The 20,045-nt window shown below is 70.6% G+C and carries 18 protein-coding genes; 7 read left to right on the top strand and 11 right to left on the bottom strand.

The features are described from left to right. Positions 1 to 98 precede the first annotated feature (98 nt). On the bottom strand, positions 99 to 767 hold the full coding sequence (locus tag QMO56_RS14710; RefSeq protein ID WP_283526785.1) for an alpha/beta hydrolase: 669 nt from the start codon (positions 765 to 767) through the stop codon (positions 99 to 101). Between the two features lie 50 nt (positions 768 to 817). Between QMO56_RS14710 and gluQRS the strand changes: the two genes are divergently transcribed. Then, on the top strand, positions 818 to 1,672 hold the full coding sequence (gluQRS, locus tag QMO56_RS14705; RefSeq protein WP_283526783.1) for a tRNA glutamyl-Q(34) synthetase GluQRS: 855 nt from the start codon (positions 818 to 820) through the stop codon (positions 1,670 to 1,672). Positions 1,673 to 1,747: 75 nt separating this feature from the next. On the opposite strand, the gene QMO56_RS14700 is transcribed toward gluQRS, so the two are convergent. From QMO56_RS14700 to QMO56_RS14690, 3 genes are all read right to left on the bottom strand, one after another. After that, positions 1,748 to 3,181, bottom strand: coding sequence for a mannose-1-phosphate guanylyltransferase/mannose-6-phosphate isomerase (locus QMO56_RS14700; RefSeq protein ID WP_283526781.1), 1,434 nt, complete (start codon positions 3,179 to 3,181; stop codon positions 1,748 to 1,750). Between the two features lie 112 nt (positions 3,182 to 3,293). Further along, positions 3,294 to 4,796 (bottom strand): tripartite tricarboxylate transporter permease, encoded by a 1,503-nt coding sequence (locus QMO56_RS14695; protein WP_283526779.1) that lies wholly within the window; start codon positions 4,794 to 4,796, stop codon positions 3,294 to 3,296. Positions 4,797 to 4,809: 13 nt separating this feature from the next. Beyond that, positions 4,810 to 5,406: a hypothetical protein gene (locus tag QMO56_RS14690; protein ID WP_283526777.1), complete on the bottom strand. Its 597-nt coding sequence runs from the start codon at positions 5,404 to 5,406 to the stop codon at positions 4,810 to 4,812. Positions 5,407 to 5,822: 416 nt separating this feature from the next. Here QMO56_RS14690 and QMO56_RS14685 point away from each other — a divergent pair, with 416 nt between their 5' ends. Both QMO56_RS14685 and QMO56_RS14680 read left to right on the top strand, forming a co-directional pair. Further along, positions 5,823 to 7,022 (top strand): M20 family metallopeptidase, encoded by a 1,200-nt coding sequence (locus QMO56_RS14685; protein WP_283526775.1) that lies wholly within the window; start codon positions 5,823 to 5,825, stop codon positions 7,020 to 7,022. 25 nt (positions 7,023 to 7,047) lie between these two features. Then, a complete protein-coding gene (locus QMO56_RS14680) occupies positions 7,048 to 8,025 on the top strand; it encodes a ketopantoate reductase family protein (protein ID WP_283526773.1) in 978 nt (325 codons plus the stop codon). Positions 8,026 to 8,124: 99 nt separating this feature from the next. Here the strand turns inward: QMO56_RS14680 and QMO56_RS14675 are convergent, their stop codons facing one another. Then, positions 8,125 to 9,102, bottom strand: coding sequence for a hypothetical protein (locus tag QMO56_RS14675; RefSeq protein ID WP_283526771.1), 978 nt, complete (start codon positions 9,100 to 9,102; stop codon positions 8,125 to 8,127). On the opposite strand from QMO56_RS14675, the gene QMO56_RS14670 reads away from it, so the two are divergent. Further along, positions 9,101 to 9,625 (top strand): cytochrome b, encoded by a 525-nt coding sequence (locus QMO56_RS14670; protein WP_283526769.1) that lies wholly within the window; start codon positions 9,101 to 9,103, stop codon positions 9,623 to 9,625. The genes QMO56_RS14675 and QMO56_RS14670 overlap by 2 nt on opposite strands. A 10-nt stretch (positions 9,626 to 9,635) precedes the next feature. Here QMO56_RS14670 and QMO56_RS14665 read toward each other — a convergent pair whose 3' ends face one another. Continuing rightward, entirely contained in the window at positions 9,636 to 9,914 is a 279-nt protein-coding gene (locus QMO56_RS14665) for a hypothetical protein (protein WP_349362361.1), read from the bottom strand. A 74-nt stretch (positions 9,915 to 9,988) separates the two neighbouring features. Here QMO56_RS14665 and QMO56_RS14660 point away from each other — a divergent pair, with 74 nt between their 5' ends. Then, on the top strand, positions 9,989 to 10,321 hold the full coding sequence (locus QMO56_RS14660) for a DUF1491 family protein (protein ID WP_283526767.1): 333 nt from the start codon (positions 9,989 to 9,991) through the stop codon (positions 10,319 to 10,321). A 39-nt stretch (positions 10,322 to 10,360) separates the two neighbouring features. Here the strand turns inward: QMO56_RS14660 and QMO56_RS14655 are convergent, their stop codons facing one another. Further along, positions 10,361 to 11,782 (bottom strand): M20 family metallopeptidase, encoded by a 1,422-nt coding sequence (locus QMO56_RS14655; protein ID WP_283526766.1) that lies wholly within the window; start codon positions 11,780 to 11,782, stop codon positions 10,361 to 10,363. 196 nt (positions 11,783 to 11,978) lie between these two features. Here QMO56_RS14655 and QMO56_RS14650 point away from each other — a divergent pair, with 196 nt between their 5' ends. Beyond that, positions 11,979 to 12,293 (top strand): hypothetical protein, encoded by a 315-nt coding sequence (locus tag QMO56_RS14650; RefSeq protein WP_283526764.1) that lies wholly within the window; start codon positions 11,979 to 11,981, stop codon positions 12,291 to 12,293. Positions 12,294 to 12,322: 29 nt separating this feature from the next. Here QMO56_RS14650 and mdoH read toward each other — a convergent pair whose 3' ends face one another. After that, on the bottom strand, positions 12,323 to 14,479 hold the full coding sequence (gene mdoH, locus QMO56_RS14645; RefSeq protein WP_283526762.1) for a glucans biosynthesis glucosyltransferase MdoH: 2,157 nt from the start codon (positions 14,477 to 14,479) through the stop codon (positions 12,323 to 12,325). Continuing rightward, complete coding sequence (locus QMO56_RS14640; protein WP_283526760.1) at positions 14,467 to 15,996, bottom strand: glucan biosynthesis protein; 1,530 nt, start codon at positions 15,994 to 15,996, stop codon at positions 14,467 to 14,469. The genes mdoH and QMO56_RS14640 overlap by 13 nt, the downstream gene beginning before the upstream one ends. A gap of 328 nt (positions 15,997 to 16,324) precedes the next feature. Between QMO56_RS14640 and QMO56_RS14635 the strand changes: the two genes are divergently transcribed. After that, positions 16,325 to 17,377 carry a phytanoyl-CoA dioxygenase family protein gene (locus QMO56_RS14635; protein ID WP_283526758.1) on the top strand — a complete coding sequence of 351 codons (1,053 nt, stop codon included), beginning with the start codon at positions 16,325 to 16,327 and terminating at the stop codon, positions 17,375 to 17,377. A 371-nt stretch (positions 17,378 to 17,748) separates the two neighbouring features. On the opposite strand, the gene QMO56_RS14630 is transcribed toward QMO56_RS14635, so the two are convergent. Together QMO56_RS14630 and QMO56_RS14625 are read right to left on the bottom strand one after the other, a co-directional pair. Next, complete coding sequence (locus QMO56_RS14630) at positions 17,749 to 18,393, bottom strand: carbonic anhydrase (protein WP_283526756.1); 645 nt, start codon at positions 18,391 to 18,393, stop codon at positions 17,749 to 17,751. 249 nt (positions 18,394 to 18,642) lie between these two features. Beyond that, positions 18,643 to 19,740 carry an imelysin family protein gene (locus QMO56_RS14625; protein WP_283526754.1) on the bottom strand — a complete coding sequence of 366 codons (1,098 nt, stop codon included), beginning with the start codon at positions 19,738 to 19,740 and terminating at the stop codon, positions 18,643 to 18,645. Positions 19,741 to 20,045 lie beyond the last annotated feature (305 nt).

Raw genomic sequence — 20,045 nt, 5'->3', positions numbered from 1 at the left:
CAGGCCCCAGATTTCGTGGCGCCGCCGGTGTGCGGCTTCATTCATGCCAGTCCCGCGCGGCCGGCGCAATGTTTGGCCGCGCGAGTTTCACAGCGCCGTCACATGGAACCGGCGATCTGTGCCGCAGCCCGTTGCAGGAAGAGGCCGCCGGCGGAGAGGCCGATCTCGTCGATGCCATGCGCCAGCCGGGGAATGTAGATGCCCTCCACCGGAACGCCCTCCGCCTCCAGCGCCGCCTCCGCCGCCTGGCTGCCGGCCATCGGCACCACCTCGTCCACCTCGCCATGCACCAGCAGCACGGGGGGCCGACTCCGGATCTCGGCGGCGAGCAGCTCCTCCCCGATCAGCCGGCCGGAATAGGCCAGGATGCCGGCAGGCGCGGTCTCGCGCCGCAGGCCGGTGAAGAGGGACATCATCGCGCCCTGGCTGAAGCCCATCAGCACCACCTTGCTCTCCGGCAGGCCCGCGGCGGCGCATTCGGCGGCGATGGTCTCGTCCAGCAGCGGCCGGGCTGTCCGGATGCCGGCCAGCAACGGCCCGGGGTGCCGGTCCTCCAGGCTGAACCATTGGCGGCCATAGGGCGCCCCCGGGCAGGGATGCGGCGCATGCGGTGCGATGAACAGTGCCTCCGGCACCGCCTGCGCCCAATGCGGCGCCAGGTCGATCAGGTCGTTTCCATCGGCGCCGTAGCCGTGCAGGAGGAAGACGATCAGCTTCGGCGCTCCCCCGGCCTTCGGCCCCCAGTGCGGCCCTTCCAGTGCGGCCATGCGGCATCCCCTTGCTGCGGTGGTGCCCGATCCGCTACGCGCGATCGGCGATGCCCGCAACCATTGTCACGCGCTTCGCCCCGAGCCCGACCGGCCGCCTGCATCTGGGCCATGCGCACAGCGCCCTGCTTGGCTGGCGTGCCGCCCGTGCGGCCGGCGGCCGCTTCCTGCTGCGGCTGGAGGATATCGACCCCATCCGCTGCCGCCCCGAGCTCCGCGACGGCATCCTGGAGGATCTCGCCTGGCTCGGGCTCGACTGGGACGGGCCGGTGCGCGTGCAGTCCGAGCACCTGCCGGAGTATCGCACCACCCTGGACCGTCTGGAGGGGATGGGCCTGCTCTATCCCTGCTTCTGCACCCGTGCCGACATCGCCCGCGAGGTGGCGGCGATCGGCCATGCGCCGCACGGGCCGGATGGCCTGCTCTATCCCGGCACCTGCCGCCGGCTCTCCGCCGCCGAGCGGGCGGAGCGGCTGGCCAGCGGCGCACCCTATGCCCTGCGCCTGGACATGACGGCGGCCCTGCACCGGGCGCCGCGCCCCCTCTCCTTCCTCGAACTCGGCGAAGGGCGCATCCGCTGCGACCCGGCCCGCTTCGGCGACGTGGTGCTGGCCCGCAAGGATACGCCCGCCTCCTATCACCTCTGCGTCACCCAGGACGACGCGCTCCAGGGCGTGACGCTGGTGACGCGGGCCGAGGACCTCCGCCCGGCCACCGATCTGCACCGGCTGCTGCAGGCGCTGCTCGGCTTGCCGGTGCCGCGCTACCGGCACCACCGGCTGCTGCTGGGAGCGGACGGCAGGCGGCTTTCGAAGCGGGATAACGCCCCGACGCTGGCAGCCCTGCGCGAGGCTGGCCGCAGCCCGGCCGAGGTGCGCGCCATGGCGGGATGGCCGGACACATAGAAAATGAAGGCCCGGGGGAAGGAATTCCCCCGGACCCCCATCTTTTTTCTGTCAGTCGCTGGAGAAGCGCGCTCCTCAGGTCCGGCCGTAGGTGTCCTCGAAGCGGACGATATCGTCCTCGCCGAGATAGGAGCCGGACTGCACCTCGATCAGCGTCAGCGGGATGATGCCGGGGTTCTCCAGCCGGTGCACCGAGCCGAGCGGCAGATAGATCGACTCATTCTCGCGCAGCATGATCCGCTCGGCGTCCCGCTCGACGACGGCGGTGCCGGCGACCACGACCCAGTGCTCGGCGCGGTGGAAGTGCTTCTGCAGCGAGAGCTTCTCGCCAGGCTTCACCGAGATCTTCTTCACCTGGAAGCGGTCGCCCTGGATCAGCCCCTCGTAATGGCCCCAGGGGCGGTACATGCGCCGATGCTCGGTCGCCTCCTTGCGCCCCTTGGCCTTGAGCTGCTCCAGCAGCTTCTTCACGTCCTGGGCGCAATTGCGGTGCATCGCCAGCACGGCATCGTCGGTGACCACCACCACGGCATCGTCCAGCCCGACCACCCCGGTCAGGATGCCTTCGCTGCGGACGTAGCAGTTGTTCGTCCGGTACAGCTCGACCGGGCCATGCGTCGCATTGCCGGCGGCGTCCTTGGCCGCCACCTCCCAGAGCGCCGCCCAGGAGCCGACATCCGACCAGCCGAGATCGGCCGGCACCACGGCGGCGTGGCTCGTTTTCTCCATCACCGCGTAGTCGATCGAGATGTCGGGCACGCGCTCGAAGGAGGCGGGATCCAGCCGCACGAAATCGAGGTCGCGCGTCGCGCCCTCCACCGCCGCCCGTACGGAGGCCAGCAGCGCCGGCGCCAGGCGCTCCAGCTCGGCCAGCAGCGTCGCCGCCGTGGCGACGAACATGCCGGAGTTCCAGAGATGCCGGCCGCCCTCAAGATAGTCCTGCGCCGTCGCCAGGTCCGGCTTCTCGACGAAGCTCGCGATGGAGGAGACGCCCTCCACCCCCTCCAGCGGCGTGCCCGCCTCGATGTAGCCGTAGCCGGTCTCGGGCGAGGTCGGCTTCATGCCGAAAGCCACGATTCGCCCGGCCCGCGCTGCGGCGGCGGCCTTCCCCAGGGCGGCATGGAGCGCCACGGTGTCGGCGATGGCGGCATCGGCCGCCATCAGCCACAGCACCGCCTCGGGATCCTCCTCATGCGCCAGCAGGGCAGCAGCCGCGATGGCAGGGGCGCTGTTGCGCGCCACCGGCTCCAGCACGATCATGGGGTCCTTAACCTGCGCAGCGCGCAGCTGCTCCGCCACCAGGAAACGGTGGCCCTGGTTGCACACCACCAGCGGGCTGCCGAAGCCGGGGCCCGCCGCCCGGCTCACCGTGTCCTGCAGCATGGTCCGCTCGGAGAGCAGCGGCCAGAACTGCTTGGGAAAGCCCTCGCGCGACAGAGGCCAGAGCCGGCTGCCGGTCCCCCCGCACAAGACTACCGGGACGATACGACGCTGCTCCGTTCCGCTCATCAGGCTGATCTCCACGCTGGGGGGCCGAAGATACGGAGTGCAACGCACAAAAGAAAGCCGCCCCGGGCAACTCGCCCGGGGCGGCGCATGCAGGGCAGGCGGGGGGGGCGGATCAGCCCGCCATCGCCTCCTCCTTCCGCTTGCGCAGGCCGGGCAGCAGCATCAGGCCCAGGGCCAGCGCGGCGATGACCAGCAGCACGGCGGAGATCGGCCGCTCGACGAAGACCATCGGGTCGCCGCGGGAGAGCAGCATGGCGCGGCGCAGATGTTCCTCCATCATCGGGCCGAGCACGAAACCGACCAGCAGCGGCGCCGGCTCCATCTTCAGCTTGGCGAAGGCATAGCCCAGCACCGCGAAGAAGACCGTCTGATAGACGTCGAACACGTTGTTGTTGATGGAGTACACGCCGATCGCGCAGAAGGTCAGGATCGCCGGGTACATGTACTTGTAGGGCACCTGCAGCAGCTTCACCCACATGCCGATCATCGGCAGGTTGATGACCAGCAGCATGACATTGCCGATCCACATCGAGCAGATCAGGCCCCAGAACAGGTCCGGCTGGCTTTCCACCATGCGCGGGCCGGGCTGGATGCCCTGGATGATCAGCGCGCCGACCATCAGCGCCATCACGGCGTTGGAGGGAATGCCCAGCGTCAGCAGCGGGATGAAGCTGGTCTGCGCCGCCGCATTGTTGGCCGCCTCCGGGCCGGCAACGCCCTCGATGGCGCCGGTGCCGAAGTCCTTGCCGCCCTTCGACATCTTCCGCTCCATCATGTAGGAGCCGAAGGAGGCCAGCGAGGCGCCGCCGCCGGGCAGGATGCCGAGCGCCGAGCCGAGCAGGGTGCCGCGCAGCACCGAGGGGATCGCCCGCTTCCATTCCTCCTTGGTGAGGAACAGGCTGCCCACCTTGGCGGAGAGCACGCTGCGGACCTCGGGGCGCTCCAGGTTCAGGATGATCTCGCCGATGCCGAAGACGCCCATGGCGATGGCCGCGAAGTTCAGCCCGTCCGACAGCTCGGGGATACCGAAGGTGAAGCGCTGCTGGCCGGTCTGCACATCGGTGCCGACCAGGCCGAGCGCCACGCCCAGCACCACCATGCCCACCGACTTCACCACCGAGCCCTGCGCCAGCACGGCCGATATGACAAGGCCTAGCAACATCAGCGAGAAGTAGTCCGCCGGGCCGAAGGACAGCGCGATGTCGGTCAGCAGCGGGCCGGAGGCGGCGACCAGGATGGTGGCGACCGAACCGGCGAAGAAGGAGCCGAGCGCCGCGATGGCCAGCGCCGCGCCGGCGCGGCCGTTGCGGGCCATCTTGTAGCCCTCCAGCGTCGTGACGACGGCGGAGACCTCACCCGGCAGGTTCAGCAGGATGGCCGTGGTGGAGCCGCCATATTGCGCGCCGTAATAGATGCCGGCGAGCATGATGATGGCGGTGGTGGCCGGCTGACCGAAGGTGATCGGCAGGAGCAGGGAGATCGTGGCCACCGGGCCGATGCCCGGCAGCACGCCGATCGCCGTGCCGATGAAGGCGCCGAGCAGCGCGAAGAGCAGGTTGTTCAGGCTGAGGGCGACACCGAAGCCGTGTGCCAGGTTCTCGAAGAGAAGTTCCATGTTCCGGTCGCCCTCAGAAAGTCGGCCAGATGTTCACGCGGATGTCCAACTCGTAGATGAACACCCACCAGCACACCACAATCAGGAACACCACGCTGCCGAGCACGCCCAGCGGCCGGTGCTCAGGATCAGCGAGCGCTGCGATCACGACCATGGCGGCGATCGCCAGGAACAGGCCGCCACGGTCGAGCAGCACGCCGAAGACCGTCATGCCGGCAAGGATCAGCGCCATCTTGCGCCAGCCAGGGCTGATCGCCATCACGCCGAAGCCGATCATCATGGCGATGCCGAGTGCGTACCAGTTGTTGCCCAGCGCCGGCGCCACGGAGACGAGCACCGGATAGGCAACCAGCCCGACGGCAACGCCGAGGAACAGGCCGACGAAGTCAATCTTGGTCCAGCGCTCCAGCGGGTCCGGCCCGCTGAACAGCGAGATGCCGAGGACGGCCAGGCCGAGGAGGAACTCCAGCCCGAAGGTCAGCATCGGCATGTAGCCCGGGCCCATGCGGCGCGCCGAGCCCAGCGTGTGATCGGTGTTCAACCACAGCCCGAGCCCGGCCAGCGCCAGTAGCAACAGCGCTGAGGCAAAATCTTTCCCGTTAATCCTCATGCCGATCCTTTCTTGAGCCCCTCGCGTGCGGCAGGCACGCGCTTAGCGCAGCCGAGCCCGACCGTAGCAGCGCCTCGCCGCCCCCGACCGGACCATCGACCTTCGAGTGAAACTGGCCCCTCATGGCTGCCGCCGAGGCCTTCGCATCCGTTAAGGGAAGAGTATGTCCGCCGACGACGCGGAAGCGGGATGCTGCGGCGGCATCCATGAGGTCCCCGCAGATTTCATCAGCCCGCCGTTGCCTCGGCCCACAACTTCCACCTCCCCCTGATGCCCAATGCGAGGCAACCTATGGCAGGGCGATGCGCCGGGGCAAGGCGGCAACAATTGATTGATAAAAGTTCATCTCTTTTGTGCGACGCAACATCGTTGTCGCGAACCGCAATCTGAGGCCATCGAACAGGAACTTCGGACCCATGACACGCGAATTATTGATCAATGATCCCTCGACACGCCTCCAGGCCGCTGCAGCCCGGCTCGCCTCCCCCTTGACAGCGATCCGGCGCGACCTACACGCGCATCCCGAGCTGGCCTTCGAGGAATACCGCACCGCCGGCATTGTGGCGGCCGAGCTGGCGCGGCTCGGCATCCCGCACCGCACCGGAGTCGGCCGCACCGGCGTGCTCGGCATCATCGAGGGCGGCATGCCCGGCCCCACCCTGGCGCTGCGCGCCGACATGGACGCCCTGCCGATTCACGAGGAGACCGGTCTGCCCTTCGCCAGCACCGTGGCGGGCAAGATGCATGCCTGCGGGCACGACATCCATACCGTCACCCTGCTCGGCGCGGCGGAGATCCTGAAGGAACTGGCGCCGCAGCTTGCCGGGCGAATCGTGCTGGTCTTCCAGCCGGCCGAGGAGACGTTGCAAGGGGCCGCCGCCATGATCGCCGACGGCGCCGCCGAGGGCGTGGACATGGCGCTCGGCTTCCACAACCACCCGGACATGCCGGTCGGCCGCTTCAGCTTCGTGCGCGGGCCCTGCCTTGCCGCCTCCGACCTCTTCGACCTGGAGATCCAGGGCCGCTCCGGCCATGCCGCGCACCCCTATGCCGCGGTGGACCCCATCGTCGCGGCGGCGCACTTCGTCACCCAGGCGCAGACCGTGGTCAGCCGCGAGGTGAAGCCGCTGCAGCCCGCCGTCGTCACCATCGGCCAGTCGGTCGGTGGCACCACCTACAACATCATCCCCGAGCGGGTGCAGCTGAAGGGCACCGTGCGCACCCTGCATCCCGAGGCGCGCGACGTGGCCGAGGCCGCCCTGCGGCGCCTGATCCAGGGCATCGAGACGGGCATGCGCGTCAACGCCCGGCTGGAGTACCGCCGCATGGTGCCGCCGCTGGTGAATGATGAGCGCGTGGTGAACCCGGCCGTCGCCGCCCTCATCGCGCAGTTCGGCGCCGAGGCGGTGCAGGAGGGCGAGCCCTCCATGGGCTCCGAGGACTTCTCCGCCTTCGCCGAGCGGGTGCCGGCCTTCCAGCTCGGCATCGGCTCCTCCGCCCCGGGGCGGCAGGACCGGCTGCACAATGCGCACTACCAGCCGGACGAGGGCTGCATCCCGGCCGGTGTCGAAGCGCTCTCGCGCATCGCGCTCGACCTGCTGGCGCCGCGCGCCTGACCCCGCCAGGACAAGGAATCCCGAGATGAAAATCTGTGTCTTTGGTGCCGGCGCGATCGGGGGGCATGTGGCAGCGCGGCTGGCGCTGGGCGGGGCGGAGACCAGCGTGGTCGCCCGTGGCGCCCAGCTCGCCGCCATCCGCGAGAAGGGCCTGACCATCACCGCCCCGGACGGCGCCCATACCGTGCGGGTGAAGGCCGGCGACGCGGCGGCGGTCGGGCCGCAGGACGCGGTGATCGTCACCGTGAAGGCCCCTTCCCTGCCGCAGGTGGCGGAGGCCATCGCGCCGCTGCTCGGGCCCGAGACCACTGTCGCCTTCGTGATGAACGGCATCCCCTGGTGGTATTTCGACCGGCATGGCGGCGAGCTGGACGGCCGGCGCCTGCCGGCGGTGGACCCGGGCGATGCCGTGCGCGAGGCGGTCGGCGTCGGGCGCACGCTGGGCGGCGTGGTCTACTCGGCCTGCACCGTGACGGAGCCGGGCCATGTGCATGTGGAGCATGCCAACAACCGTGTCATCCTGGGCGAGGTGGACGGCCGCGACAGCCCACGCGCCCAGGCCATCGCCGCCTACCTGACCAAGGGCGGCATCTCCGGCGAGGTGACGAAGCAGATCCGGCGCGAGGTCTGGATGAAGCTCATGGGCAACCTCTCGCAGGGGCCTTTCACCATCCTCTCGCGCCAGGGCATGGCCGGCACCCTCGCCGACCCGGCGGTGCGCGCCGCCGTGCGCCAGGCGATGCAGGAGAGCATGGCGATCGCCGCCGCGTTCGGCCAGGGCTTCGAGTTCGACCTGGACAAGCGCCTGGCCGGTTCCGCCAGGCTCGCCCACAAGCCCTCCATCCTGCAGGATCTGGAGCTGGGCCGCGCGATGGAGGTGGATGCCCTGTTCCGCGTCCCGTTGGAGCTGGCGCGCCTCGCGGGCGTCGAGACGCCGACGCTCGATCTCTCCGTGGCGCTGGCGACGCAAGCCGCCTCCGCAGCCGGGTTGTATCGGGGCTGAGAAGGCCGGGGAAAGGAGTTCCCCCCCATCCGCCATCCTCCTGGCCGGAAACTGCCGGAAAAAGATGGGGCCAGAAAAAAGATGGGGGTCTGGGGGAATTCATTCCCCCGGCCTTGTTCCATGCACCCGTGGCAGCGCTGTCTGCCCGAGTACCCAGCCTTCCCAGCGCCGCACCCAGCCATCCTCCGGCACGAAGTCGGGCCGTGCGCCATCGAGCACGCCGATAACGCAGAGCAGTCCGAGCAGGCTGTCGAAGCGGTCCTCGCCCACCGCATCGGTGCCGAACCCTTCCCCCAGCGCCGCCGCGAGGCCCCGGCTCGGCCGCACCCCCAGCCGTGCCATGGCCAGGCGCAGGGAGGGTGCCGCCGCGCGCCGCACTTCCGGCACCCGCTTGCTGCCGGCCAGCACCACGCCGAGATGCCGCAGCGCCTCGGCCGGATAGGTCTCGGCCAACACCGCCGCGCCGGGGGCCAGAAGCTCGTGCAGGCCGCCCTGGAAGGGCCAGAGACGCAGCGGCGCGCCCGCCGCCAGGGCCGGCGCCAGCCAGTCCCGCCACGCCGCGATCGCGGCCTTGCCGGATTGGTTGGCTCCCAGCGTCCAGAAGACGGGAGCGCCGGCGGGCCGCTCGGCGGTGGCACAGTCGCACCAGCGGTTGAGCGCCGCCGCGCCCCCGAGGCCAAGCGCCGCCGCATGGGCCGCGCGGGTCATGCCCCGCAGGCCGCGCGCCGGATAGAAGGGCCGGGCGGCGGAGACCGTCTCCAGTGTCGGGCTGACCAGGAAGAACTCCGGCGTCGCCGTGAGGCCGCGCAGGAAATGGCAGAAATCCGGCTCCACCCGGCCGGCGGCGAAGCCGCGCGGCAGGCCGAGCGGCAGGTCCAGCCCGAAGGCCAGTGGCACGCCCTCGGCGAGCAGGCCGGCGACCAGCGCGGCCGGGTCACCCACCGGGCGGGGCGCCTCGGCGCGCCAGAGCCCGCCCCGCCGCCGGGCAATGCTCACCCAGCGCTTGCGCGGATCAAGACTCCAGTCGGCATGCGCGGCGATCATCGGGGTAGGATCGGCCACGGAGGGGAACGACATGCGCTACAACCGGATGGCTCGCCTGTTGCACTGGGGCACGGCCCTCATCGTGCTGCTGATCATCGCCCTGGGCGTCTGGATCGCCGAGGCGCCGCCCGAGGACGAGGCTCTGAAGCTTCGCCTTTACAACATCCACGAAAGTTTCGGCATCACCATCCTGGTGGTGACGCTGTTCCGCCTGTTCTGGCGCCGGCGCCACCCGCCGCCGCCGATCACCCCGCCCCTGCCCGGCTGGATGCAGCGCGCCGCCACCACCAATCATGCGGCATTTTATGTCCTGCTGATGGTCCAGCCAGTGGTCGGCCTGATGACCACCAATGCCTGGGGCTTTCCGCTGACCGCCTTCGGGCTGATCCCGATTCCCAGCCCCATCGGCCCCAACGAGAAATGGGCGCCGGTTCTCTCCAGCGTGCATGACACCATCGGGCTCACGCTGGCGGCCCTGGTGGCGCTGCATGTCAGCGCCGCCCTGTGGCACCACTTCGTCCGCCGTGACGACACGCTGCGGCGGATGACGTGGTGAGGCGCGGGCCTCAGCCGATCGGCTTCTGCGCCCGCTCCAGCAGCCGGGCGAAGAAGCCGGACTTCTTCGACGGCTCGGCGGCCTTGGCTGCCTTCGCGGCGAGCTGGTCGCGCTCCTGCGCCTTCATGGAGAGCCACTTCTCCAGGCTGACACCGGCCTTGGCCGCCCGCTTCGCCTCGTAGGCGCGCTGGCCTTCGCTCATCCGCACCTGGTCCTGATCCCTGCCTGCCATCGCTGCTCCCTCCGGCTCGCCGGAGCGGTGGATGCCGCGCCGGCCGTCATGCAGCAAGTGCTTTTGTCCGGGGGGAGGCCTGCGGGAAGGCAGGGCTTGCATCGCTCTCGCGCTGCTCCACTCTGGGCGGCATGGAAGCGAAAGTGAAAGCGGGCATCTGGGTCTCGATGGCGATCCGGCTGGCGGACCTGGCCGGGAACTCCGCGATGGTGCTGCGCAAGGGCGACCCGGATTCGGGCGGCATCCTCTGCCTGCTGCGCGGCCGCGAGGGCTGCGTGGTGCTGAGCCAGGCGCGCGACGCCGAGGGCCGGCCGGCCTGGATGCGCGGCACCGGCAAGACCCCGGTGACCGAGGCGGAGGCGGACGCCTATGTGGAGCGGCAGGTACGGCGCGACCCGGATCTCTGGGTGGTGGAGTTCGACGCCCCCGAGCTGCGGCCGCCCTTCGAGGCGATCATCCTGTGAACCGGGGCCGGGGGAAGCGCCTTCCCCCGGCCTTTCGCGTCAGACCTGCGCCATCTTGATCGGCGGCGAGAGGTCGTCCGGCAGCGGGCAGGCATAGGGCGTCTCGGCCGTGCGGGCGGCGAGGTCGGCCTTGGCCTGCTCGATCAGCTGCGGGTCCTGCAGCGCGTCCACCGCGACGCCGGCCATCACCTTGGCCACATGCACCATGCCCTTATGCGCCAGCGGCGACTGCCCCTGCGCCGTGAGCTGCCAGGAATGGCCAGGCGTGCCGATGGCATAGGTCGCGCCGCGCGCCTGCACGGTGGGAACCACCCAGGAGACGTCGCCCACATCGGTCGAGCCGACCATGGCCGCGCCCTTGGCCTCCAGCGGGATGATCTCGTCCGCCAGCGGCACGCCCTTCCGCACCGGCACGCCCATGCGCTTGAAGGCGGAGGCGATGTCCTCGTCGGAGAGCGTCTTCTGGATCTCGGCGGCGAAGGCACGGTCCTCGTCGTCGAAGGGGGGCGGGCCGAGGCGCTCCAGGTTGTTCTGCATCGCCCGCTCGAGCGGCAGGTTGCCGAGCAGGTTGGAGACGGCGGAAACGACCTTGGTGGAGACGCTCGTCTCCGTCATCAGCGCCGCGCCGTCGGCGACCTTGCGGACGCGGGCGACGAGGCCCTGCAGCATCGGCAAATCGCTGGCGCGGATCAGGTAGCGGACCGTCGCCTTGCCCTGCACGACATTCGGCGCGATGCCGCCGGCGTCCAGATAGGCGTAGTGGATGCGCGCCTCGCTCGGCATGTGCTCGCGCATGTAGTTGACGCCCACGTTCATCAGCTCGATGGCGTCGAGCGCCGAGCGGCCGAGATGCGGGGCGGCGGCGGCATGGCTGGAGCGGCCGGTGAAGGTGAAGTCGATGCGGGTATTGGCCAGCGACTTCGCCTCGTTCACCGCGGCGAAGGGGGCCGGGTGCCAGGAGATGGCGATGTCCACGTCCTTGAAGCAGCCCTCGCGCACCATGAAGGCCTTGGCGGCGCCACCCTCTTCGGCCGGGCAGCCGTAGTAGCGCACGCGGCCCTTGATGCCCTTCTTCGCCAGGTAGTCCTTCACCGCCGTCGCCGCCAGCAGGGCGCCAGCGCCGAGCAGGTTGTGCCCGCAGCCATGGCCCGAGCCGTCGCCCGGCAGCGGCCGGTGCTCGGCCACACCGGCTTCCTGCGACAGGCCGGGCAGCGCATCATACTCGCCGAGGATGGCGATCACCGGGCCATCCTCGCCCGCCTCGCCCATGATGGCGGTGGGAATGCCGGCCAGCTTCTCGGTGATGCGGAAGCCGTGGGCCTCCAGCGCCTTCTTGTGCTCGGCGACCGAGCGGACCTCGGCATAGGCCAGTTCCGGCATTTCCCAGACGCGGTCGCTCAGCTCGATGAAGGCCTGCTGGTTGTCGTCCACCAGCCGCCAGATTTCCTCGGTGTTCTGCATTGGGCACTCTCCCGCCGAATCTGCGGCGGTCAAACTGCGTCCGGAGCGCCCGCTTGTCGAGGGGCGGCCCCCCGCTGCGATGGCCCGCGGGCCGCCTTCCGGAGGCTTAACCGTCCGGAAAGCTTTGTCCCGGATAATCGGTACCGGCCTCATCGCCCGATCCAGGCCCTCTGCCTGCGAGACAGGACTTAACGCAATGCAAGTGTCCTCCAACACCCCAACTGGCCTGGTTGATGCCGCCTACGCGGCTGCCCAGGGCATGCGCACAGCCGAGTTCCAGCTCGCCGATGCCGCGGCGGCCATCGCACGGCGGGCGGCCGTGCCGGATTCGCCGCCCCCCGATCCGGCGCGGCGGCCCTTCGCGATCTCCGCTCCCGATCTGAGCCCGGCGCGCGAGGATGTCGCGCCCGAGCTGACGATGATCGAGGCGCAGCACGCCTATGAGAGCAACCTGGCGGTGCAGCGCACCGTCGGGCAGATGGCCGACCACACGCTCGACATCCTGCGCTGAGGCGCGCCTGAGGCGCCCGCGCGGGCGCCTCAGGCGGCCTTGCCCTCGGCCAGCGCCGCCAGCCGCGCGACGCCTCGCGCATCGGCCAGCACCGCGGAAAGCTCCGCGCGCGGCAGGCACAGCGCCTCCTCCAGCCGCTGAGCCTCCTGCAGCTTCGCCAGCCCCATCAGCAGCGCCGGGTCGAAGGGGTCCTGCCGGGGGCGGCGGGGCGGCGGCAGCATCCGGCGGTGCGCCTCCAGCAGTGCCGGCTCGCGGAACAGCCGGGCCACGTCCGCTTCGCCGGCAATGCCGCGCCACTCCATCGTGAGCGCCTTGGCGCGCGACAGCACCAGTGGCGGCGCGGCCTCCTCCGGCGTCAGCAGCAGCCCGAGGCGCCGCAGACCGAGGCCGACATCCCGCCGGGCAGTCAGCGCCGCCAGCGGGATGGCGAGTGCCAGCCCGAGCACCACCGGCGACATCCAGAGCGCCAGATAGGGCGAGACCAGCCAGGCCGCGGCACCGAAGATCAGGCCGAACAGCGTATGGCGCCAGTAGAGCCGCACCACCTGGCCGAAGGGCACCGAGCCGTCATCCCGCCGCTGCGCGTTCCAGCCGGAATCGCGGCCGAGCAGGATGGCAGCGACATCCACCGACTGCGTCAGCATGGTCACCGGCGCCAGGAGGCCGGCGACCAGCGTCTCCAGCAGCATGGAGAGGAAGGCGCGGAGGGCGCCGCCGCAGCCGCGCCGGTCGGTGCCGTGGAAGAGCAGCGCGATCCAGGCCATCAGCTTCGGCGCCAGCAGCAGGCCCATGGTGCCGATGAACACCCACATGGCGCGCACCGGGTCCACCACCGGCCATTCCGGGAAGAGGCTGGGGCCGGCGGGGAAGTATTCCGGGCGGATGAAACGCGCCTGGATGGCCAGCAGCACGCCGAAGACCAGAAAGATGAGCCAGAGCGGCGCGGTGATGTAGGAGCCGATGCCGGTCAGCAGGTGCAGCCGGCTGACCCAGTGCAGACCACGTGCCGGCAGCACGGCGGCGTGCTGCAGGTTGCCCTGGCACCAGCGCCGGTCACGCACGGCGAGGTCCATCAGCGAGGGCGGGCTCTCCTCGTAGGAGCCGCGCAGCCAGGGCACCATGTGGACAGCCCAGCCGGCGCGGCGCAGCAGCGCGGCCTCCACGAAGTCGTGGCTCAGGATATGGCCGCCGAAGGGCTTGCGGCCCGGCAGCTCCGGCAGGCCGGCCGCCTCGGCAAAGGCCTGGGTGCGGATGATGGCGTTGTGCCCCCAGTAGTTGCCCTCGGAGCCGTGCCACCAGGCGATGCCCTCGGCGATCAGCGGGCCATAGACGCGGCCGGCGAATTGCTGCATCCGCGCGAAGAGCGTGTTGCCGCCGGTGATGATCGGCAGGGTCTGGATCAGCCCCACATCCGGATGGCGCTCCATGGCGTCGGCCAGGCGCAGGATGGTATCGGCGTCCATCACGCTGTCGGCGTCGAGCACCAGCATCTGCGGGTAGGCGCCGCCCCAGCGGCGCACCCAGTCGGCGATGTTGCCGGCCTTGCGCTCGGTGTTCTTGGGGCGGCGGCGATAGAAGATGCGCCCCCCCTCGCCCAGCGCGTCGTCGCCGGTGCGGCGCCGCAGTTCGAGGTAGGCAGCCTCCTCGGCGATCCAGGCGCCGGGCTCGGTGCTGTCGCTGAGGATGAAGATGTCGAAGCGGTCCAGCGCACCCGAGGCCGCCAGCGACTCGTGGATCGCCTGCAGCCCGGCCATGATGCGCGCGGGCTCCTCGTTGTAGCTCGGCATCAGCAGGGCGGTCTTCACGCCCGGCCTGGGCAGCGGCCCGCCCGCCGCGATGCCGAGGCGCCGGGCCGGCCCCGCCAGCAACCGGAAGAAGCCGCAGGTGGCGCTGGTGAAGGAGAGCGCGATCCAGGCGAAGAGCACCACGAACAGCACCAGCACGAAGGCCTGCAGCGGCGTCGGCCGCCCGCTGTTCAGCACCAGCCACATCTCGTGCGAGGCATAGGCGGTCAGGGCCAGCGCGGCACCGAGAACCAGCAGCCGGCGCAGCCAGGTGGCGGAAGGGCGGGAGGGCATCCCGCCGGTGCGGCGCGGGGGCCGGGCCCGCAGCGACTGCACGGGCATGTCCAGCGGCGCCTCTGGCGGCAGGGCCCGCCAGGCCGCTCCAGAAATTACGCCGTCCATCGGTAGAGGAAGGTCTCGGCCACCGGCTCGCCCCCTGCCTTCAGCGCGGCCCGCAGTTCGGCGGCGCGGGCATTACCGGGAAAGAGCTCGAAGCTGATGCGCCAGCCGCCCGTCTCCGGGTTGCGCTGCGCCACCGGGTTGCGGATCTCGCCCTGGTTGGTGGTGACGTCCAGCTCGGGCTTCGCCTCCGGGCCGAGCTTGTCGAGCAGGCCGCCATGGACGTCGAGCACGAAAAGCCGGCCGCCCTGGGTATAGGAATTGCCTGACCGCGCATCGACGACGCGGCCGACCTCGGGCGTGCCGGGCGCCTCGTCGCACCAGTGCAGGCGATAGGTGTAGCGGTACTCGCCCTTGGCCCGCAGCGGGTCCTTCGGTCGCCAGAAGGCGACGATGTTGTCGTGGATCTCGCTGGTGGTCGGGATCTCCACGAGATGCACCGCGCCCTCCCCCCAGTCGCCGATCGGCTCGACCCAGAGACTGGGGCGCTTCTCGTAACGCGCCTCCAGGTCCTCGTAGCTGTCGAAGCCGCGGCGGCGCTGCATCAGGCCGAAGCCGCGCGGATTGACATCGCCGAAGGCGCTGAGTTGCAGGTCGCGCGGGTTGTTGAGCGGGCGCCAGATGCGCTCGCCCCGGCCGCTCGCCATCAGCAGCCCGTCCGAGTCATGCACCGCCGGGCGCCAGTCGTCCTTCCCCGCGCGATTCAGCGGCGAGAACCAGAACATGCTGGTCAGTGGCGCAATGCCAGCCGTCGCCATGTCGGTGCGCGGGAAGACCGTGGACTCGACGTCGAACACCGTGCTGGCGCCGGGGCGGATGGCGAAGCGGAAGGCAGCGGCGCAGGAGGGGCTGTCGAGCAGCGCATGCACCGTGGCCGCGTTCACCCCTTGCCGCGGGCGCTCGACCCAGAAGCCGCGGAACAGCGGGAACTCCTCGCCCTTCGGGTCGCCGGTGTTGATGGCGAGGCCGCGCGCCGAAAGGCCATAGATCTGCCCCTTCGCCACCGCCCGGAAGTAGCTGGCGCCGAGGAAGGCGCAGACCTCGTCGAAATAGTCCGGCCGGTTGATCGGCGCGTGCAGGCGGAAGCCGGCGAAGCCGAGATCGGTGGCCGAAGGGCGCGGCAGGTTCTGAAAGGTGAAGAGGTCCGGATTGTAGCGGATCGGCCGGGCCACGCCGTCCGCCACCTCGTGCATCTCGACGCGCGGCTTGTAGAGGAAGCCGCGGTGGAAGAGCTGCATCTGGAAGGGCAGGTCCTGCCCGCGCCACAGCGCCTGATCCGGACGGAAACGGATGTCACGGTACTGATCATAGGTCAGGTCGGAGAGCTCGGGCGGCAGCTCCTCCGAGGGCGCCTTGTAGGACTGCTGCGCCAGGGTGCGCGCCTTCTCCCGCACGGTATTGGCGTCGAAGGGGGCCTCCTCCGCCCCGGCGGCCCGCGCGTCGGAAAAGTGGTTTGCCTCCCCCGCGATGAACACGGTGGAGAGCGACAGGGCAGCGAACAAGGCGTCGCGGCGGTGCACGATGAGCAAACTCCCTTGGGGCGGCGACCGACCAACACCAGGCCGGGTCCAGGGTTTCGCAGCAGCCAGGCTGAAGGCAGAGGAAAGCTCTCAATTTGGCTTTCTTGGCCGCTGATTCCGGTGAAAATCCGGCAGCCTCGCGTCATTCGCGAGATGCATTGCGCCGGGGGGGGGGGGCGGCAGAGAAATTCACACGCATCCAGAGCATCATCACTCACGATCTCTCGTAATGCGTGTGTTTACCGATAGGCCTTAGACTTGGAAGCCAAGGCAGAACCCAAGCCCGCGGCAAGCGCCGCGCGGGGGAGCAGAAGGCGGAACCAGGATCATGGACGGACTTCACCTCGCGCGCGCGCTGCTGATGCCGGTTCAGCTCGCGGCGGTGGCCACCTCGGCGCGCTCCTTCGCCGGCAATCCCATCCTGGGCAGCGAACGGCTGAACCGCTGGGGCCTGCATGCACGCCGGGTGGCGCTGGCGCAGCGATTGGCTGCGCACCGGCGCGACCGCCTTGCCGATCTGATTTCGGAGGAGGACCGCGCGACCTTCGCGCGCGATGGCATCTTGGTGAAGCGGGATGTGCTGCCGCCCGGAAGCTTCGCCCGGCTGAAGGCGGAGATCGAGGCGCTGCGCGCCCCGGCGCGGGAGGTGACGCAGGGCAATGCGCTGACGCGCCTGATCCCGCTGACGCCGGGCGTGCAGGCGGCGCTGCCCGAAACCCGCGCCCTGCTGGCCTCCCCCGCCTGGCAGGCGCCGCTGGACTACGTCGCCAGCACGCGAGTCGGGCCGCTGTTGTTCATCCAGACCATCATCAGCCATGCCACCCCAGGCGCGCCGGACCCGCAGACCGAGTTGCACAGCGACACCTTCTATCCCTCCATGAAGGCATGGCTGTACCTGCAGGACGTGCCTGCAGAAGACGGACCCTTTGTCTATGTGCCCGGCTCGCACCGCGCCACGCAGCGCCGGCTATGGTGGGAAAGGGCCAGCAGCCTCGCTTGGCGCGAGGGCGACGCGCACAGCCGGCGCGGCTCGCTGCGCGTCTCCGAGGCGATGCTGGAGCGGCTCGGCTACGGCGCGCCCGTAACCTATGCCGTGCCGGCCAACACGCTGCTGATCGCCGACACCTACGGCTTTCACGCGCGCGGGCCAAGCCTGCGCCCCTCGACCCGCGTCAGTCTGTGGGCGCAGGCCCGGCGCAACCCCTTCCTGCCCTTCACCGGCGGCTCGCTCACCCGGCCGCGCTGGGTGCGCGACCGGCAGGCGGCCTTCTTCTGGCAGCTGACCGACGGGCTGGCCCGGCTGGGCCTGGCGCGGCAGCCCTGGCACGACGTCGGCCACCGGCGGCCCGGCGACCCGCCCGGGGCGGGGCGCGCGGCCTAAGACGAAACCCCTGCCAGGAATCGCTGAAAGGGGTGGCAGCAGGCGGACCCCTTCGCCCCAGATGCCGCCCTCAGCCCGGATGATCGGGGCTGCGTCGCGGTGGGTGCCGAGCGGGCGCATGGATACTGGCTCTCTGCACGGCCGGGCAAGCGAAGCTCCTGCCTCGGCTCTGTATCCGCCCATCAGGCAGGAAAGGGTGGAGAGTTCAACCGTGCCATTCTGCGTGAGCGTGGGCGCAGCCCTTTCCGCGCACACGGGGGCTCCGCTCGGCCTATCTCACGAGCCAATCTAAAGATCCGCGAGCGATCAAAAGGGCCGGCTTCGGGCCGTGAGCAGCTCCCCTGAGCGGGTTTTCAACCTGGCGCCGGCCGTCAGCTCACCGGCATGAACTGCCCGTCCACCAGGCGGGAGAGCACGCCCGTGCGGATGTCGAAGGAGCCGCCATAGAGGCGCAGCGTGCCCGCTTCCACGCGGCTGGCAACCCAGGGGAAAGTCATCAGGTTCTGCAGCGAGAGCTTTACCGTCTCCAGCTCGCACTGGGCCTCGGCGCCGCCGGGCTGCGCCGGGCTGCAGGCCAACGTGCGGCGGCGTGCTTCGGCGGCGATGCCGGTCATCCAGGGCTCGACGAAGTCGCGCGCGCCCGGTGGGAAGCCGCGCAGCAGCGCCTGCACGCCGCCGCACATGGCATGGCCCAGCACGATGACGCGCGGCACCTCCAGCACGCAGACGGCGAATTCCAGCGCGGCGCTGGTGCCGTGATAGTCGCCGTCCGGCTTGTAGGGCGGCACCAGGTTGGCGACGTTGCGGACGATGAACATCTCGCCCGGCGCGGCATTGAACACCATGCCCGGATCGACGCGGCTGTCGGAGCAGGCGATCACCAGGGCGCGGGGCCGCTGGCCCTCGCGCGCCAGGGTCTCGAACAGCTTGCGCCGCTCCGGCCAGATCTCGGACCGGAAGCGCTGGTAGCCCTCGAACAGGTCCTCAAGGCCTTCGGTAAGCGTGGGATCGGTCATGCGTCTCGTGGTCCCATGGCGCGTGCGGGCCTCCGGGCGGCCCGGATGGGGGAAAGGCCGGGAAGCGACTCTCCCGGGCCCCCTCCGCTTCCTGCCCGCCCGCAGCCAGCCGGGGGCGGGCAGGAAGGAGAGGCAGGCGGAAGGGGAATTCCCGCCGCCGGGCTTGCACGTCAACAGGCGAGCGTCATTTCCCCCCTCCCCCGCCGCACCCGCCTCCATCCCCTGGGCAACCTGCCGGGATGGGACCAGTCAGTTGCTGTCCGGCGCAGCGACGCCAGGCTGGATGTCGAGCGCCGGCGGCAGGCGCTGCGCCAGCAGCGCCTGCAGCACGGTGGCCTCGCGCTGCAGGCGGATGACCGGGGCGCGGCGCGCCGGATCGGTGATCGCCGTCTTCAGCGGCAGCGGCAGGCCCCTGGCGGTGGTCACCACCTGCTCGAAGGCGCGGCGCAGCAGCTCGGCCAGTTCGCCATCCCCCGCCTTCTCGATGACCGGGACGAAGCCAGCCGATGCCATATCGCGCGCCAGCACCAGGTTGGCCTGGATCGCCTGGCCCGAGAGGCCACTGCGCCACCACTCCAGCAGCGCGGGCCGGGCGGCCGTCGCGTCGCTGCCCAATGGCCGCTCCAGCTTGCGGGCCGCCACGCTCCCGACCGTGCTGTGGAGGAGCTTGAACAGCTCCTGCGCCGCTTCCCTGGGTGCGGCATAAGGCTGCCGCGGCCCGGTCAGGGTGGTGGCATAGGGGTTCTCATCGGTGGTCCAGCCGGCCAGGATGTCACGCGCCAGGGTCGCCAGATTGCCGCCGATGGTGCGCAGCAGCGCCGCGCGGTAGCCAGCCTCGGCATCGCCGGCGGCGAGCCGCTCGGCCGCATCCTCGCCGAACAGCAGCCGTTCCAGGGCGGGCAATCCCTGCACAGTGACATTGCCCAAACCCTGCGGCCGGGCCTCCAGCACCGCCGGGTCCCGCGCCGCGACGGCGGCGGCAAGGTCATGGCCGATGCTGTCCTGCGGGTCGGGCCAGGTCTGGATGCGGGCATGGCGGCTGAACAGGTCGGCCGGCCCGAAGCGGACCGGCTGCACACCCTCCCAGGCCAGCACCGTCTGGCCGAAGCCCTGCCGGGCGGCCTGCCAGGGGGCGGCCTCGGCCGGGTTGCGGGCCAGGGTGTCAAGCTGGGCGGCGAAGTTGGCGGTCGCCTCCGCGAAGCGGCGATAGGCCGGCAACAGCACCTGCTCCACCACGGCGCGGTTGAGGGTGCGGTAGCCCTCCTCGTCCGGCGCGGCGCCGGCGCTGCGCGGCCCCAGCAGCAGGGCGGCGGGCAAGGCCAGGACGGCACGGCGGGAAACGCGCATCACAGGGCATCCAAACAGGGCCGACGGAGCGGCACGGGCGCGGCATCGAGGCGCACCGCCCGGCCCGGGGGCCGGTGGTGCCTCCCCGCCTTGCCAGGGGATCGCCTCTGCGGGGTCAGGCGGGTGCGGCCATCATGCCGCAGCATTGCCGCGCCGGGAACCGCCTGAGCCCTCTTCCGCGGCGCCGGCGAAGGGCGGCGGCGCGGGCTGCCTTCCTCCGCGGCCTCCCGCCCGTGCAATCGTCCCGCTGGCGCATTGACGCGTGGCCATCTTCATTCTAGCAAATGCGAAGCATTATCATTCGC

This window comes from Roseomonas sp. E05, assembly GCF_030063475.1.
GTDB lineage: Bacteria > Pseudomonadota > Alphaproteobacteria > Acetobacterales > Acetobacteraceae > Pseudoroseomonas.
Note: the sequence above shows the minus strand (reverse complement) of the source record. Positions and strands in the feature narration are given on the sequence as shown.